Origin of the sequence: Fulvimonas soli, assembly GCF_003148905.1 — a bacterium.
Lineage (GTDB): Bacteria > Pseudomonadota > Gammaproteobacteria > Xanthomonadales > Rhodanobacteraceae > Fulvimonas > Fulvimonas soli.
In genome coordinates this window covers 339,256-353,302 of the sequence record NZ_QGHC01000002.1, presented here as the reverse complement: position 1 = coordinate 353,302, position 14,047 = coordinate 339,256, and the positions used below count along the sequence as shown (strand labels likewise).

The window sequence follows — 14,047 nt, the reverse complement described above, 5'->3', positions numbered from 1 at the left end:
CTCAGCCGCCGGCCGCCGCGTCCCCGCCGCGCCGCCGCGGCTGCACGCGCGCGCTGGGGTTGCCCGCCACGGTGGGATGGCGCGCCGGCGCCACGCTGGCGAGGAACTGCATCGCCTCGCGGTGGGTCTTGCCGTGCAGCGCGCGCAGCACCGACAGCGCGCGGCTGGCGTCCACGCGCGCGTCGCGCCGGCGGTGCGCCGACAGCGCGGCGAGCAGGCGCTCGGCGTGGCGCACGTGCTCCTCGGACAGCCGCTCGTCCGGCCGCTGCACGATCAGGTTGCCCCACTCCACCATCTTGCGCGCCGAGGCCAGCAGCTCCGGCTGCGCCAGCGCCAGGCGCAGCACGCGCGCGGCGTGGCGCTCGGCCAGCGCGAACCACGGCGCCAGGCCGGGCATGCGGCGGTACTCGCCGTCGCGGAAGGCGCGCATCGGGCCGAGGTCGGGCGCCGCGGCGGACCGCTTCGCGCCGCCGGCCGGGGCGGCGTCGAACAGGCCGCTCAGGGCGTCGACCGGGCACAGCGGCGCGGAGGTGAGGTGGCCGAACAGCTCCCAGTCGCCCTCGTTCCGCCAGCGCTGCGAGAAGTCCAGGTTCACCGCCGGGTCGAGGTCGTCGTGCTTGAACACGAACACCTTCACGCCGATGGTGTCGTCCGGGTTGAGCCAGCTCCACAGGTTCTCGAACACGTTCTGCTGGCTGACGATGGCGTCCTTCACCCTGGCCTCGATGGCGTCGGTGAAGCCCTGGATCTCGCTGTCGGACACGTCCTGGTTGGTCAGGCTGCGGGTGTCGATGATCTGCTGCAGCGCGCCGCGCACCGCCGCGTCCAGCGCCCGGTGGCCGGCCTCGGCGCCGTCGTCGCTGACGTTGTCCTCCTCCATCAGGATCGCCACCACGCCGACCACGCCGCCCAGGTCCTGCACCAGCCCGGACAGGCTGGCCGGCACCGGGATCGGCTTGAGGAAGGTCTCCCACTCGCCGATCGCGGCGGGCACGGCCACGTCGTCGCCGGCGTCCACGTCGGTGTCGCCGAGGTTGCCGTGGCTGCCCGGCGTGCCCTGCACGGTGGGCGTGCCGGACAGCGCGAGGCCGTCGGTCAGCCGCACGCTGTCGCCGTCGATCTTGAAGAACACCGTCCAGAGGTAGGGCTCGGCGCTGCCCCAGCCGTCGCCCTCGTCGAAGCAGTGGATGCGGTCCAGGTCCAGGTTCACCTTGATGACCTTGCGCGCCATGTGCGTACCCTCCGGCAGGGAGGCGGACCGCGGCGGGCCGGGCCCGGCGGCGGGATCCGGCCTCGGAACGAGAACAGCGGATGCGGTGCGCATTCTTCGCCGCCGCCGCCGGCGCCGTACATCCGCCGCACGGCCAGGAGGCGGCCGGCAGGACGGCGTAGGAAAAGGACTAGGCCGCGGGCGGGAAGCCGCCGTCGGCCACCGCGCTGAAGCGCGCGGCGATGTACTCGTCGGTGAAGCTGGTCATGTCGCGGCCGCGGATGAAGCCGCAGTGGCCGCCGTAGTCGGCGATGTCCAGCTCCACGCCCGGCGGCAGCTCCAGCCGCTCGAACGCATCCACCGGGATGATCGGATCGTCGCGCGCGGTGAGGATGGTCGCCGGGATGGCCATCGCCTTCAGCGCGTCGCGCGCCACCGAGTAGCCGTCCAGGTAGGCCTGCAGCGAGTCGAAGTCGGTGTGCCGCAGCACCAGCGCCTCGGTGAGCCCGCGCAGGTTCTGCTTCAGCTCGGCCAGCTCGAAGTAGCGGTGCTGCGGGAAGGCCGCCTGCTTGAGCTTCAGCGAGCGCCGCCACTTGTTCATGAAGTAGGCCTGGTAGAACCACGGCGCCTGCCGCTCCAGCGCGAACAGGCCCTCGCCCGGGTCGATGATCGGGCACACCGCCAGCGCGTAGGCCAGCGGCACGTCCCAGGCCGGCGCGCGCAGCGCCGCGCGCAGCGCGAAGTTGCCGCCCAGCGAGAAGCCGGCCAGCGCCAGCGGCCGCGCCGGCCAGCGCCGCGCGATGTCGGTGAGCGCGTGCATCACCTCGTCGATGCGGCAGGAGTGGAACAGCGCCTCGTTGAGGTGGTGGCTGTCGCCGTGGTCGCGGAAGTTGAGGCGGAACACGTCCCAGCCGTCGGCGAGCAGGCGGCTGCCGGTCTGCAGCACGTAGGTGGAATCGACGCTGCCCTCCCAGCCGTGGAACAGCACGGCCAGCCCGCGCGGGCGCGCCAGCGCCTGCTGCGCGGTGAACGCGCCGGTCAGGCGCACGCCGTCGCCGCCGTCCACCGTGGTCGGCTGCGCGCCCTGCTGCACCGCCTGCGCGGCGCGCGGCAGCAGCAGCCGGCGCACGCCGCTGGAGGAGAGCATGGTCTGGACGTGGCCGCTGGTCAGCGGCCAGGGCGGACGGAAATCCGCGCCGCGCGGCAGGCTCATGCCGCCGTGCGCTCCGGCGCGGGGTCTTCCAGCGCGGCGGCGATGCGCTCGCGCGCGAGCTCGGCCATGCGCCGGCGCGCCTCCGGCATCGCCGGCACCGGCGGCAGGAAGTGCACCTCCGCGTCCAGCGGCGCCTCGCCGAGCAGGCGCAGGAAGTTGCCCATGAAGCTCTCGTCCTCGCGGAAGCCGGCGTCGACCACCCGCCGCCCGCCGCGCGCGAAGCGCAGCGCCACCGGCTGCACCGGCACCTGCGCGTCCAGCGCGGCCTGGAAGATGCGCGCGTGGAACACCTTGAGCACGCCGTTGTGGCCGGTGCCGCCTTCCGGGAACACCGCCACCGAGCGGCCCTCGCGCAGGCGCTCGACCATGGTCTGCATCACCGCCGCCAGCGAGTGGTTGCTGCCGCGGCGGTGGAAGATGGTGCCGCCGTTGGCCGCCAGCCAGCCCACCAGCGGCCAGCCCGCGATCTCCGCCTTGGCGACGAAGCAGGCGGCGCGCTGCGAATGCAGCAGCTCGATGTCGATCCACGAGGTGTGGTTGGCGACGAACAGCACCGGGTCGGGCAGCGCCTGGCCGAAGCGCACCGAGCGCAGCCCGAAGATGCGCAGCAGCGCGGTGGACCACCAGCGGATCATGCGGTGCGCGAACGGCTCGCGGCCGTCCCTCATCACGCGGTGCCGGTTCCAGCTCAGGATGAAGGCGCACAGCAGCACGCCGAGCAGCACGTGCAGCAGCAGCAGCGGCACGCGCCACAGGTAGCGCAGCGGACGCAGCGGGTCGCGGGCCGGAGCAGGAACGGGGACGGTGCTCATGAGCAGGTTAGTTTACCGTTAGTGCGCACTCCGACGTAGCGCCGCCTTCGCCGCGGGCGCGGGGCGCGCCTTGGGGGCCCGTTCGAAATCCTTCGGGGAAGAGCGCTGGGAAGGCTGGCGAGATGAAGCGCGGGCCGGTGTGAGGCCGCATTCACCTCATTCTTCCCTCGCCTTGCGTGCTGCTCCGGCCAGGCAAAGCCGCGCCCGGCCACTTGGCGCTGGGGCATGGCCTCGACGGGCGTGGCATCGGGGCCGTTGGCGGTCTTGCGCCGGGCTGATCGCGGCCGCAGGCCGCTCCGACAGGGGCCTCGCCAGCCTTGTGGGAGCGGCCTGCGGCCGCGATGCCCCGACCATCGCCCCACTCCCCGCCATGCCGCGCCGTCGCGGACCGGCGTCCACTCCCCGCTCCTCAAAAGCCGGCGCCAGTCCTGGCGTCTCCCCCGCGTACCTCCGTCCTCCCCTGGCCCGCGCGCGGACGGCTCCCGGCGGGGCACAGGCTTTCAGCCCTCCAGCTGCGACAGCGGCAGCGCGGGCGAGCGCTTGACCGTGCGCAGTACGAAGCTGGAATTGACGTCGGCCACGCCGGCGTCGTTGAGCAGGCGGTCGAGCAGGAAGCGCGAGAAGTGCGCCAGGTCGGCCACGTAGACGTGCATCAGGTAGTCCATGTCGCCGGTGAGCGCGTGGCAGGCCACCACCTCGTCCCAGCCGGCGACCCGTTCCACGAAACGCTCGATGGTGCCCGCCTCGTGCCGCGCCAGCTGCACGCGCACGAAGGCCTGCAACCCCAGCCCCACCGCCTCCGGGTCCACCCGCGCGGCGTAGCCGGCGATCACCTTGTCCGCCTCCAGCCGCTGCACCCGGCGCAGGCAGGCCGAGGGCGACAGGTTCACCCGCTCGGCCAGCTCGGCGTTGGTGATGCGGCCTTCCGCCTGCAGCACGGCGAGCAGGCGCAGATCGGTGCGGTCCAGCGTCGCCATGCACGATCCTCCCATTTATATCGCATAGCACGCATGAATCTTGCTACCGAACGCCACGGTGGCGCAATAAAACAATCTTCGTGCGCCCCGGCCGCACTATCCTCTGGAGCGTCCGGCCCTCGCCGCTCCATCGCCCCGGGACCCAGGCCATGCAGACCAGCACGCCCCGCAAAGTCGAACACCAGCAGACCGACCGCGGCTACATCCCGGTCTACGCGACCGGCGTGGTGGAGCAGCCGTGGGCGGACTACTCGCGCACCGACCACGAGGTGTGGGACACCCTGTTCAAGCGCCAGCGCGAGCTGCTGCCCGGCCGCGCCTGCCGCGAGTTCCTCGAAGGGGTCGAGCGCTTCGGCCTGGGCGACGGCGGCATCCCCAGGTTCGCCGAGCTCAACAAGGTGCTGGGCCGGGCCACCGGCTGGGAGCTGGTGGCGGTGGAAGGACTGCTGCCCGACGAGGTGTTCTTCGACCACCTGGCCAACCGCCGCTTCCCGGTGACCTGGTGGATCAGGAAGCCCGAGCAGCTGGACTACCTGTCCGAGCCGGACCTGTTCCACGACCTGTTCGGCCACGTGCCGCTGCTGCTCAACCCGGTGTTCGCCGACTACATGCAGGCCTACGGCCGCGGCGGCATGAAGGCCTTCGCGATCGACCGCGAGGCGCTGACCAACCTCACCCGCCTGTACTGGTACACGGTGGAGTTCGGCCTGATCCACACGGACGAAGGCATGCGCATCTACGGCGCCGGCATCGTCAGCTCCAAGGGCGAGTCGATCTACTGCCTGGACTCGCCCGCGCCCAACCGCATCGGCTTCGACCTGGAGCGCGTGATGAGCACGCGCTACCGCATCGACACCTACCAGCAGACCTATTTCGTGATCGACAGCTTCGAGCAGCTGTTCGAGGCCACGCGGCCGGACTTCACGCCGATCTACGCGCGGTTGAAGGCGCAGCCGGCGCACGCCGCGGCGGACGTGCTGGCCGGCGACCGCGTGTTCAACCGCGGCACGCGCGAGGGCTTCGCCGTCGGCGGCGACGCCTGAGGCCGCACCGGCCGGCGCGAAGGCTTCATTCGCGCAGGCGATGGCCGTCGGCCGCGCCCAGGTCGAGCCCGTAGATGCGTTTCAGGTCGGCGATCTTGCGCAGCGTGGCCGCGGAGAACGGCGGCTTGTTCTCCAGCGCATGCAGCGCGATGCCCTCCAGCAGATCGCCCAGCGTCAGGTCGAGCGACTCAGCCAGTCCCTTGAGCACCTTCAGCAGGCGCTTTTCCAGGCGCACGCCGGTCTGCACGCGTTCGACCTGGCGGGGAGCGGATTTCGTCGCGGGCATGCTGGCGCACCTCGGCATCTGACGCGGCGATTATAGCGTTTGACCGGGTCTGCCGATCGAGGTACTTTGGTACCAAAGTACCTAACTGAGACCGGCCATGCCGACTCCGACCGCGCCATTACCGCAGCGCGCCGCGCTCGCCGTCCTGCTCGCGCTCGCGGCGATACCGGCCATGGCGGCCGAGCCGCGCAGCCGGACCGGCCGCTTTCGCCTGCCTGGCGCCTGCGCGCGCGTGATGCCACTGCTCACTGCCAGAGGCGAACGCCAATGGGCCGAGGGCTGGCGGCCGGAGCTGCTGAGCGGCGGCGACGGACGCGGCAGCGTGTTCCGCACGCGCCATGCGGACGGGCGCGCGACGGTGTGGATCGTCGTCGACTACGACCCGGCCGCCGGCCGTGTCAGCTACGCGCGGCTTGCCGAGGGCTCCGACATGGGCCTGGTCGACGTGCGCTGCCGGCCGGCTCCCGGCGGGAGCACGGTGCAGGTGAGCTACACGCTCACCGGCTTGAACATGCAAGGCGCCGCCTTCGTGGATGCCTTCCTCGCCGAGGCGCACTACGCGGCGATGATGCAGGAGTGGCGCGCCGCCATGGCGGCGGCGTTGCAGCGCCGGCCGCGCTGAACCGGGTGGCGCGGGCCGCCCGGCGTGCGCATTCCACGCCGGTCCATGCGAGCCGGCATGGCATCGCGGCCGCAGCGCAGCACCTTTACCCGCGGCGTGCGACGAGTGCGTCGCCGGCAGCGACGCCCGACATCTGGCCCGGACACTCTCGGCGGCATCACCGACGGCCCGCCGCGCGCAGGCGCGCCGCCGCATGGGGACCGCGGCGAGTCGTCGCAGCGGGACCCCGCACGGGAACGAACATGACCGAGGTCAATTGGAAGGCGCGCCGGGCCCGCAAGATGGCTGCGCATTTCCACCGAAGGACCCACGTCATGACAAGAAAGCTCCTGCTGCCCCTGCTGCTTGCCGCCGGCCTCGCCGCCCTGCCCGCCGCCCACGCGGCCGACGACGCCTGGGTGCTGCGCTTCGGCGCGCACGTGGTCGATCCGAAGTCCGACAACGGCCGCCTGGCCGGCCTGAAGACCAGCATCGACAGCGACGTCAAGCCCAGCATCAGCCTGGAATACCTGATCACGCCGAACTGGGGCGTGGACGTGCTGGGCGCGCTGCCGTTCAAGCACGAGGTGAAGCTGGCCGGCCAGAAGGCCGCCACCACCAAGCAGCTGCCGCCCACGCTGGGCGTCAACTACCACTTCCTGCCCGACGCCAAGGTCTCGCCCTTCGTCGGCGTGGGCCTCAACTACACCCGCTTCTTCGACAGCAAGGGGCGCGGCCTGCTCGACGGCGCCCGCGTGAAGATCGACGACAGCTGGGGCGCCGCCGCCCACGCCGGCCTCGACGTGCAGCTGGCGCCGAAGTGGATCTTCACCGCCGACGTGCGCTGGATCGACATCGAGAGCGACGTGCGCGTCAACGGCGCCAGGGTCGGCAAGGCCAAGGTCGACCCGTGGGTGTACGGCCTGAGCTTCGGCTACCGCTTCTGAACCGCTCCCCCCCCCCTGGCACACGGACGTGCCACTCCCCGCCGCGGCATCGGCCGCGCGGGGCGCCGACGAATCCGGTCATCCGCCTTCCGCGCGGGATGGATGCCAGCCCATGCGGCGCGGCCACGCGGCCAACGCGCCGGGAACCGCGCCGCCCTGCGGCGACGGTCCGGCCATCGCGTGCCCGTGCCCCGGCCGCGCCTCAGCCGCGCGCCAGCTCGCTGACCTCGAACACCTGCGCGATCCGCGCGCCGTCCCAGCGGTACAGCAGGTGCCGCGCCTGCACGCACGGCGCCACCGCGTCGGGATAGAACGCCGCCACGCACTCGCCACCCGGGTGCCGCACGCTGTCGTAGACGATGCCGTTGGAGCCGGCCGCGCGCAGCTCGCGCGCCAGCTTCACACTGGCCGTATAGACGTCCGGATCGTGCGCGTCCCGCCAGCCGCCGCGGATGTCGTGCAGCTTGCAGTCGATGCGCGTGCGGTAGCAGCGCATCTCCAGGTCGCAGGGCGGCTCGGCGGTGGCGGCGAGGAAGCGCTCGCGGTGGTAGACCGTCTCCTCCACCGCGGTGGCCACGCTGTGCGCGGCGTAGAACACGCCCCAGCTGCCGTCGGAGAAGCGGCTGCCTTCCGGGTTGAGGTGGGTGAACGCCGCCATCACCGGCGTGGCGCCCGGGCCGCTGAGGCGGCGCTCCTTCGGCACCAGCGCCAGCGCGCCGGCTTCCTCGCGCAGGCGCGGGTTGGTCAGCGCCTCGACCGCGAACAGCGCGTCGAGGTCGGCCGGGTCGGCGATGCGGTCGTACACGCCCACCGGCGGGAAGCGGCTCGGCACGATGCGCCAGGCCTGGCTCCAGCGGATGCGCCTGACGGGCGGCTCGTTCGTCATGCCTGGGTTCCTCGCGGGCGCGGCGGCACAGGTGCGCCACTATCGGCGCGGCCCGTATCGCGGCCCGCGACGCCGGCGTGACGGAGTGCGCGGATCGGCGCGGCCGGCGGCATCCGCGCTCAGTTCCAGCCGCGCTGCGCGTCCAGGTACTGGCGCACCACGTAGAGGTCGGCGACGTTGCCCGAGAGCATGCGCTCGAGCGCCGAGTGGCCGCCGAACAGCGGCGCGCGGTTGGGCTTGTGCAGCCAGGCGTCGGCCTGCGCCGGGTCGGGGAACAGGATCTGCAGGTCCTTCCAGATGCCGAGCAGGTAGCTGATGCGCTCGAGCGTGTCGCGGCCCAGCGCGCCGTCCTGCTGGCGCTTCCATTTGTAGAAGGTCGACTCGGGCGGGTCGCCGAGCAGCCGGCGCTGGTCGGCGATGCGCAGCTTCCAGGCGTCGGCGAGGCGGAAGAACGCGCGCAGCGCGGGGCCGGCCAGTTGCGGGGCTGCGGGGGTCTGCGGGAGGGGACGCATCTGCATCGCAACTTCCCTTGTGGAGTTGGGCTTGATTCTACTTCACCGGGGAAGTTTCGTGCAAACGGGGCGGCTCGGGGGGAAGGCGTCGCGGCCGCAGGCCGCTCCCACAAGGCCGCGACAACCTGTGGGAGCGGCCTGCGGCCGCGACGGTCGAAGCCAGGCCCAGGCCCAGGCCGGGCGGGCTTACCCGCCGCGCCCGCCCTTGGCGCAATCGCAGCCGAAGTCCGGCTCCGGCCCACCCTCGGCGATGAAGCGGTCGATGCGCCGCTCCAGCACCGGCAGCGGCACCGAGCCCAGCTGCAGCACGGTGTCGTGGAAGGCGCGCAGGTCGAACTTCGCGCCCAGCGCCCGCTCGGCCTTGTGGCGCAATTCCAGGATCTTGAGGTAGCCCAGCTCGTAGGACAGCGCCTGCGCCGGCCAGCTGATGTAGCGGTCCACCTCGTTCTCGATCTCGCGCCGCGACAGCGCGGTGTTGTCCAGCAGGTAGTCGATCGCCTGCCGCCGGGACCAGCCCAGGTGGTGGATGCCGGTGTCCACCACCAGGCGGCAGGCGCGCCACATCTGGTAGGTGAGGAAGCCGAAGCGCTCGTAGGGCGTCTTGTAGATGCCCATCTCGTTGCCCAGGTATTCCGAATACAGCGCCCAGCCCTCGCCGTAGGCGGAGATGTAGCTGTCGCGGCGGAACGCCGGCTGGCCGCGCTGTTCGGCGGCCAGCGCCAGCTGCAGCGAGTGGCCGGGCATCGACTCGTGCAGGGTCAGCGCCGGCATGTTGTACAGCGGGCGCGACTTCAGGTCGTAGGTGTTGACCAGGTAGGCGTCCGCGCCGCCGCGGCCGGAGGTGTAGTACGGCGCGATGTCCGCCGGCACCGGCACGATGGCGAAGCGCTGCCGCGGCAGCCGGCCGAAGAACTTGCCCAGCTCGCCGTCGACCTGCTTGGCCACCCAGGCGGTACGCATCAGCAGCTCGTCCGGCGTCCGGGCGTAGAACCGCGGGTCGCTGCGCAGGAACTGCAGGAACTCGGCGAAGCTGCCCTTGAAGCCGCTGTCGCGCATGGTGTCGAGCATCTGCGCATGGATCTTCGCCACCTGCTCCAGGCCGATCTTGTGGATCGCGTCGGGGTCGAGGTCGAGCGTGGTGTATTCGAGGATCTGCTGGCGGTAGAACGCCTTGCCGTCCGGCAGCGCCTCGGCGGCGAGGGTGGTGCGCGCCTGCGGCACGTACTCGTGGCGGAAGAAGTCCAGCAGCTTGGCGTAGGCCGGGATCACCGCGTCGCGGATGCGCGCCAGCGCCTGGCCCTGCAGCGCCTGCGCCTGCTCGGCGGACAGGGTTGCCGGCAGGTGCCTGAACGGCGCGTAGAAGCTGCTCTGGGTGGGGTCCTTCAGCCCGGCCACCGCGGCGATCGACACGTCGCGCCCGGCCAGCACCTCGCGCGGCACGCTGAAGCCGCGCTTCAGGCCCTCGCGCATGTTGGCGATCTGCTGGTCGAAGTAGGCCGGGATCTGGCCCAGGCGGTCGAGGTAGCGCTGGTAGTCGGTGAGCGTGCGCAGCCGGTCGCCGCCCAGCACGTAGCCGATGTCGCCCCAGAACGAGGAGTCGCTGTTGAACGGCATCTGCCAGGTCCCGAACCGCTGCTCGGCCAGCAGGCCGGCGATCTGCGCGCGGTAGACGGCGTAGTTCACCTGCTGCTCGGGCGAGAGCTGCCGCGGGTCGAGCGCGTCGAGCTCGCCGAGCACCCGCTGCCATTCCTCCAGCCGCCGCTGCTGGCTGGCCGGGCCCACGTCGTCCAGGCGGCCCGCGCCGGGCTGCGCCTCGCCGGAACTGCTGATGCCGCTCTGCCCGGTGCGCCAGGCCCATTCCCTGGCGTAGATGGCGCGGAAGCGCTCGTCCGCGTCGTTGGCGTGGACCACGCCGGCCAGCGCCAGCCCCGCGGCCAGCAGGCCGCCCAGCAGAATCTTGTTCGGCATCCTTCGCTCCCGGATCGGAAGCCGGAAGGGTACGCCGACGCGCCGCCTCACTCCATGCCGGCGTAGTAGCCGCGCATCGCCTGCAGGTAGGCGTCGAGGTTGCGTCCGGCCACGTCGGCGAAGCATTCGCCGGTCTCCTCCAGCGCCTCGATGCGGTCGGGGCGGAAGTTGCGGAAGGCGGCGCGCAGCCGGCACCAGGCACCCAGGGTCCACTTGCCGCCCCAGAACGCCAGGCACAGCGGCTCCACCTCGCGCGCGCTGGCCTGGCCGGTCTCGTCGCGGTAGGCCATGCGCAGCACGCGCTGCGCCTCGATCGCCGCGTGCAGGCGGTCGATGCGCTCGGCGAAGGCGGCCTTCTCCGCGTCGCGCCAGATCGGCGCGTAGATGCGCGTGCGCGTCGCCCGCGCGCGCAGCTCCGGCGGCAGCACCGCCTCGATCTTCAGCAGCGCCGCCTGCGCGCCGGCGGCCAGCCGCTCGCCGGCGAAGGCGCGCACGAAGCGCGTGCCGACCACCAGCGACTCGAGCTCCTCGGCGCTGAACATCAGCGGCGGGATGTCCGCGCCCTTGCGCAGCACGTAGCCCACGCCCGCCTCGCCCTCGATCGGCACGCCGGAGAGCTGCAGGTCGGCCACGTCGCGGTAGACCGTGCGCAGCGAGACGCCCAGCGTCTCGGCGAGCTGGCGCGCGGGCAGCGCGGTGCGGCGCCCGCGCAGGGCGTGGATGATGAGGAACAGGCGGTCGGCGCGGCGCATCCGCAGATGATGCCGCGAAGCGCGTCGCAGCGCCTGCGACGGAAGTCCCCCCGCCGCGCGCGGCGCATGGCCTTCAGCTCCGCCCGGCGCGCAGCGCTTCTTCCCTGGCCGCGGCCCGCTGCATGCCGGGTCGGGCGTGCACGCGGTCGACGTACTCGCGCAGCAGCGGCAGCTCCGGCACCAGCCTGAAGCCGATGGTCCAGTGCAGCGCCGTGCCCCACAGCACGTCGGCCGCGGTGAAGCGTCCGCCGAGCAGCCACGGCCCCGCCGCGAGCTGGCCGGTGAGCGCGTTCATCACGTCGTCCCAGCTGCCGTAGGGCGAGCGCGAGGGCGGCGCCAGCTCGCGCTGCATCGAGCGGTCGATCAGCGCCGGCTCGAAGCAGGAGCCGTAGAACACCAGCCAGCGCAGGTACGGCCCGCGCAGCGGGTCGTCCAGCGCCGGCGCCAGGCCGCGGTCGGCGTAGAGGTCGGCCAGGTAGATCATCACCGCCGGCTGCTCGGCGACCAGCATGCCCCGGTGCAGGATCGCCGGCACCTTGCCCATCGGGTTGACCGCCAGATAGGCCGGCTGCCGGGTCGCTTCGAGGTCGAGCACGCGCAGCTCGTAGTCGGCCTCCAGCTCCTCCAGCAGGTTCAGCGTGCCGCGCGAGCGCGACTGCGGGGCATGGTAGAAGACGACATGGCGGTCCTGGTGGGTCATGCTAGCTCCTGGTGCGGATTCGCTCAGGTGTGACGGACGGATTGTCCACGCGGGACGCAGGGGCCGCGCGGACGACCCGGCGGATGCCGGCCCGGACGGCGCGCCTTCCTCACAGGTGCCGCGTCTCCGCCGGCGGGTTGCGCCAGTTGTCGTGGCGGCCGTCGGCGTAGCGCAGCGGCGCGTCGATCAGCTCCTGCGGCTCGACGTCGTCGAGGCAGGCCAGGCTGACCGACACGTAGTCGCCGCCGAGCGCCTCCACGTGGCCGCGCCCGAACGGGCGCACGCCGCAGTGGCGGCAGAACAGGTGGTGCACGCTCCGCGTGCCGAACCGGTAGTCGGCCAGCGCCTCCTCGCCGCCCAGCAGGCGGAAGTCCTGCGGCCTGGCGATCGCGCCCCAGTGGCGCGTCTTGGCGCAGATCGAGCAGTTGCAGCGCCCGGTGCCGGCGGCGAGGTCGAGGTCGACCGCGTACCGCACCGCGCCGCAGTGGCAGCTGCCGTGGTAGGTCTTCTTCATGCGTTCTCCCTCGCCGGCCGGGCCGGCATGGTGGCGGACGGAAGGGGCGTGGCGCCGCGCAGCAGCGAGCGCGGCGTCGGCGCCAGGCGCAGGGTAAGCGGCGCGGCCTCCAGGCGCAGGCACCACGCCGCCAGCGCGCCCCGCGCGGCCGGGTCGGCGGCCAGCGCGGCGAGATGGCGCGCGTGCGCCGCGGCGTCGGCGAAGGCGGCGAACCAGACGAACACGTGCTCGCCCTCGCGCACCGGCAGGCGCGGGAAGTTGTTGCGCGCGGTCCCGGTGACGCAGCTGGCCAGCACGTGCGCGCCGTGCGCCTGCAGCAGCGGGCGCAGCCGCGCGTCGAAGTCCTCCGCCAGCGCCCGCGCCGCGGCCGGCGGCACCGCGCAGACGGTGGCGGCGACCATTCCGGCCGGCGCCGCCTCGCCGTGCGCGGGCCGGCGCAGGCCGCGCAGGTCGAAGTCCCACAGCGGGCGCAGCAGCAGCACGTCGTCGGAGTCGATCATGGTGGCGTTGGCCGCCGCGCGGTGCGCGCGCCACACCGGGCCGTCGTAGAACGCTGCCAGCGCCGCCGCGCGCGCAGGCATGTCGGCGAAGCCGCGCAGCCAAACGAAGCGGTCCGGGTCGTCCAGATCGCGGAACTGGCCGGGCAGCGTGATGCCGAGCGCCTCCTGCGACTCGACGAACTCGCGCTCGAACAGCTCGACCAGCCGCTCGCGCTGGCCCGGCCGCAGGGTGTACTGGCGCAGCTCCAGCACGCCGCTCACGGCCGCCCCCGGCGCAGCACGGCGACCAGCGCCAGCAGCAGCAGGCGCGGCCGCGCCGCGGCGGACCGCCGCGGCGGCGGCAGGTGGGGCTGGTTTTCCACCAGGGTGCCGCGCAGGTAGAGCGGCCGGTAGGCGCGCAGGACGCGATCGATGCGGGATGCCGTCGTCATCGCCCCGCCCTCACGCCGCCGCCGCGGTCTCGCCCACGCACCAGGGCGGCAGCTGGGCGTGCTTGAACAGGCGGTACCAGTGCTCGCGGTCGGTCGGGCCGTACAGGTCCAGCGTGCGGATCACCTCGCGCGCGAACTCCACGCTGCCCAGGTGGCTGGCGGTGATGGTGCCGCCGTCGCTGACCGCCAGCACCGAGGCGTCGTACTGCGCGGCGCCGGCGTAGCCGGGCACCAGGCCGTCGATGTGGCCGGGCCAGTTGCCGGTGTGGCGGCAATGGTCGAGCAGGCCGGCGCGGGCCAGCGCCAGCACGCCGCTGTCGATGCCGGCCACCACCGCGCCGGCCGCGTGCGCGCGGCGCAGCGCGGCCACCGCCGGTTCGCCCTCGCCGCGCTGCCACAGGTGGCCGCCGGGGACGATCACCAGCGCGGCGTCGGCCGGATCCAGCCCGGCCAGCGCCAGGTCGGGCAGCGTCGCCAGCCCGCCCATCGAGCGCACCGGCGCGCGGTCGAAGCCCGCCGTGCGCAGCCGCCAGTCGCCCGGGCGGCGGATCTCGCACAGCGCCAGCGCCGCCTGCCAGTCGGCGTAGCCTTCGAAGACCAGGAAATAGACCGTGTCGCGCATGCCCTTGCCCTCCATCGTGGAACGGCAGGATGCGCGCCCCCTGCTGCCAGCGTGTTGTCAGCAGGGGGGCGCG

General features: G+C 72.9%; 17 protein-coding genes. 3 read left to right on the top strand and 14 right to left on the bottom strand.

The annotated features are described in order from the left end of the window. Position 1 precedes the first annotated feature (1 nt). The 4 genes from C7456_RS03670 to C7456_RS03655 form a co-directional block, all read right to left on the bottom strand. A complete protein-coding gene (locus C7456_RS03670) occupies positions 2-1,231 on the bottom strand; it encodes a hypothetical protein (protein WP_109722398.1) in 1,230 nt (409 codons plus the stop codon). Positions 1,232-1,400: 169 nt separating this feature from the next. Further along, the gene (locus C7456_RS03665) at positions 1,401-2,423 is read right to left on the bottom strand and encodes a YheT family hydrolase (protein WP_109722397.1); all 1,023 of its coding nucleotides are present in this window, start codon (positions 2,421-2,423) and stop codon (positions 1,401-1,403) included. Then, on the bottom strand, positions 2,420-3,235 hold the full coding sequence (locus C7456_RS03660) for a lysophospholipid acyltransferase family protein (protein WP_109722396.1): 816 nt from the start codon (positions 3,233-3,235) through the stop codon (positions 2,420-2,422). Before C7456_RS03660 ends, C7456_RS03665 begins: the two co-directional genes overlap by 4 nt. Before the next feature lie 500 nt (positions 3,236-3,735). Further along, entirely contained in the window at positions 3,736-4,212 is a 477-nt protein-coding gene (locus C7456_RS03655) for an Lrp/AsnC family transcriptional regulator (protein WP_109722395.1), read from the bottom strand. Between the two features lie 149 nt (positions 4,213-4,361). Here C7456_RS03655 and phhA point away from each other — a divergent pair, with 149 nt between their 5' ends. Continuing rightward, positions 4,362-5,255: a phenylalanine 4-monooxygenase gene (phhA, locus tag C7456_RS03650; protein WP_109722394.1), complete on the top strand. Its 894-nt coding sequence runs from the start codon at positions 4,362-4,364 to the stop codon at positions 5,253-5,255. A gap of 25 nt (positions 5,256-5,280) precedes the next feature. On the opposite strand, the gene C7456_RS03645 is transcribed toward phhA, so the two are convergent. Next, a complete protein-coding gene (locus C7456_RS03645; protein ID WP_109722393.1) occupies positions 5,281-5,541 on the bottom strand; it encodes a hypothetical protein in 261 nt (86 codons plus the stop codon). 97 nt (positions 5,542-5,638) lie between these two features. Between C7456_RS03645 and C7456_RS03640 the strand changes: the two genes are divergently transcribed. After that, positions 5,639-6,163 carry an SRPBCC family protein gene (locus tag C7456_RS03640; protein WP_109722392.1) on the top strand — a complete coding sequence of 175 codons (525 nt, stop codon included), beginning with the start codon at positions 5,639-5,641 and terminating at the stop codon, positions 6,161-6,163. A gap of 314 nt (positions 6,164-6,477) precedes the next feature. Next, complete coding sequence (locus C7456_RS03635) at positions 6,478-7,089, top strand: OmpW/AlkL family protein (RefSeq protein WP_109722391.1); 612 nt, start codon at positions 6,478-6,480, stop codon at positions 7,087-7,089. Between the two features lie 202 nt (positions 7,090-7,291). On the opposite strand, the gene C7456_RS03630 is transcribed toward C7456_RS03635, so the two are convergent. The 9 genes from C7456_RS03630 to C7456_RS03595 all read right to left on the bottom strand — a co-directional run bounded on the left by C7456_RS03630 (position 7,292) and on the right by C7456_RS03595 (position 13,974). Next, complete coding sequence (locus C7456_RS03630) at positions 7,292-7,975, bottom strand: RES family NAD+ phosphorylase (protein WP_109722390.1); 684 nt, start codon at positions 7,973-7,975, stop codon at positions 7,292-7,294. 119 nt (positions 7,976-8,094) lie between these two features. Continuing rightward, entirely contained in the window at positions 8,095-8,493 is a 399-nt protein-coding gene (locus tag C7456_RS03625) for an MbcA/ParS/Xre antitoxin family protein (protein ID WP_109722389.1), read from the bottom strand. 180 nt (positions 8,494-8,673) lie between these two features. Next, positions 8,674-10,455: a DUF885 domain-containing protein gene (locus C7456_RS03620; protein ID WP_109722388.1), complete on the bottom strand. Its 1,782-nt coding sequence runs from the start codon at positions 10,453-10,455 to the stop codon at positions 8,674-8,676. 47 nt (positions 10,456-10,502) lie between these two features. Further along, positions 10,503-11,207: a helix-turn-helix transcriptional regulator gene (locus tag C7456_RS03615; protein ID WP_109722387.1), complete on the bottom strand. Its 705-nt coding sequence runs from the start codon at positions 11,205-11,207 to the stop codon at positions 10,503-10,505. Positions 11,208-11,280: 73 nt separating this feature from the next. Then, the gene (locus tag C7456_RS03610; protein WP_109722386.1) at positions 11,281-11,907 is read right to left on the bottom strand and encodes a glutathione S-transferase family protein; all 627 of its coding nucleotides are present in this window, start codon (positions 11,905-11,907) and stop codon (positions 11,281-11,283) included. A 109-nt stretch (positions 11,908-12,016) separates the two neighbouring features. Continuing rightward, positions 12,017-12,421: a GFA family protein gene (locus tag C7456_RS03605; protein ID WP_109722385.1), complete on the bottom strand. Its 405-nt coding sequence runs from the start codon at positions 12,419-12,421 to the stop codon at positions 12,017-12,019. After that, positions 12,418-13,182 (bottom strand): NIPSNAP family protein, encoded by a 765-nt coding sequence (locus tag C7456_RS03600; RefSeq protein ID WP_211306223.1) that lies wholly within the window; start codon positions 13,180-13,182, stop codon positions 12,418-12,420. The genes C7456_RS03605 and C7456_RS03600 overlap by 4 nt, the downstream gene beginning before the upstream one ends. Next, complete coding sequence (locus C7456_RS17145; RefSeq protein ID WP_170120162.1) at positions 13,179-13,352, bottom strand: hypothetical protein; 174 nt, start codon at positions 13,350-13,352, stop codon at positions 13,179-13,181. Before C7456_RS17145 ends, C7456_RS03600 begins: the two co-directional genes overlap by 4 nt. Before the next feature lie 10 nt (positions 13,353-13,362). After that, on the bottom strand, positions 13,363-13,974 hold the full coding sequence (locus tag C7456_RS03595) for a DJ-1/PfpI family protein (RefSeq protein WP_109722470.1): 612 nt from the start codon (positions 13,972-13,974) through the stop codon (positions 13,363-13,365). Positions 13,975-14,047: the final 73 nt, after the last annotated feature.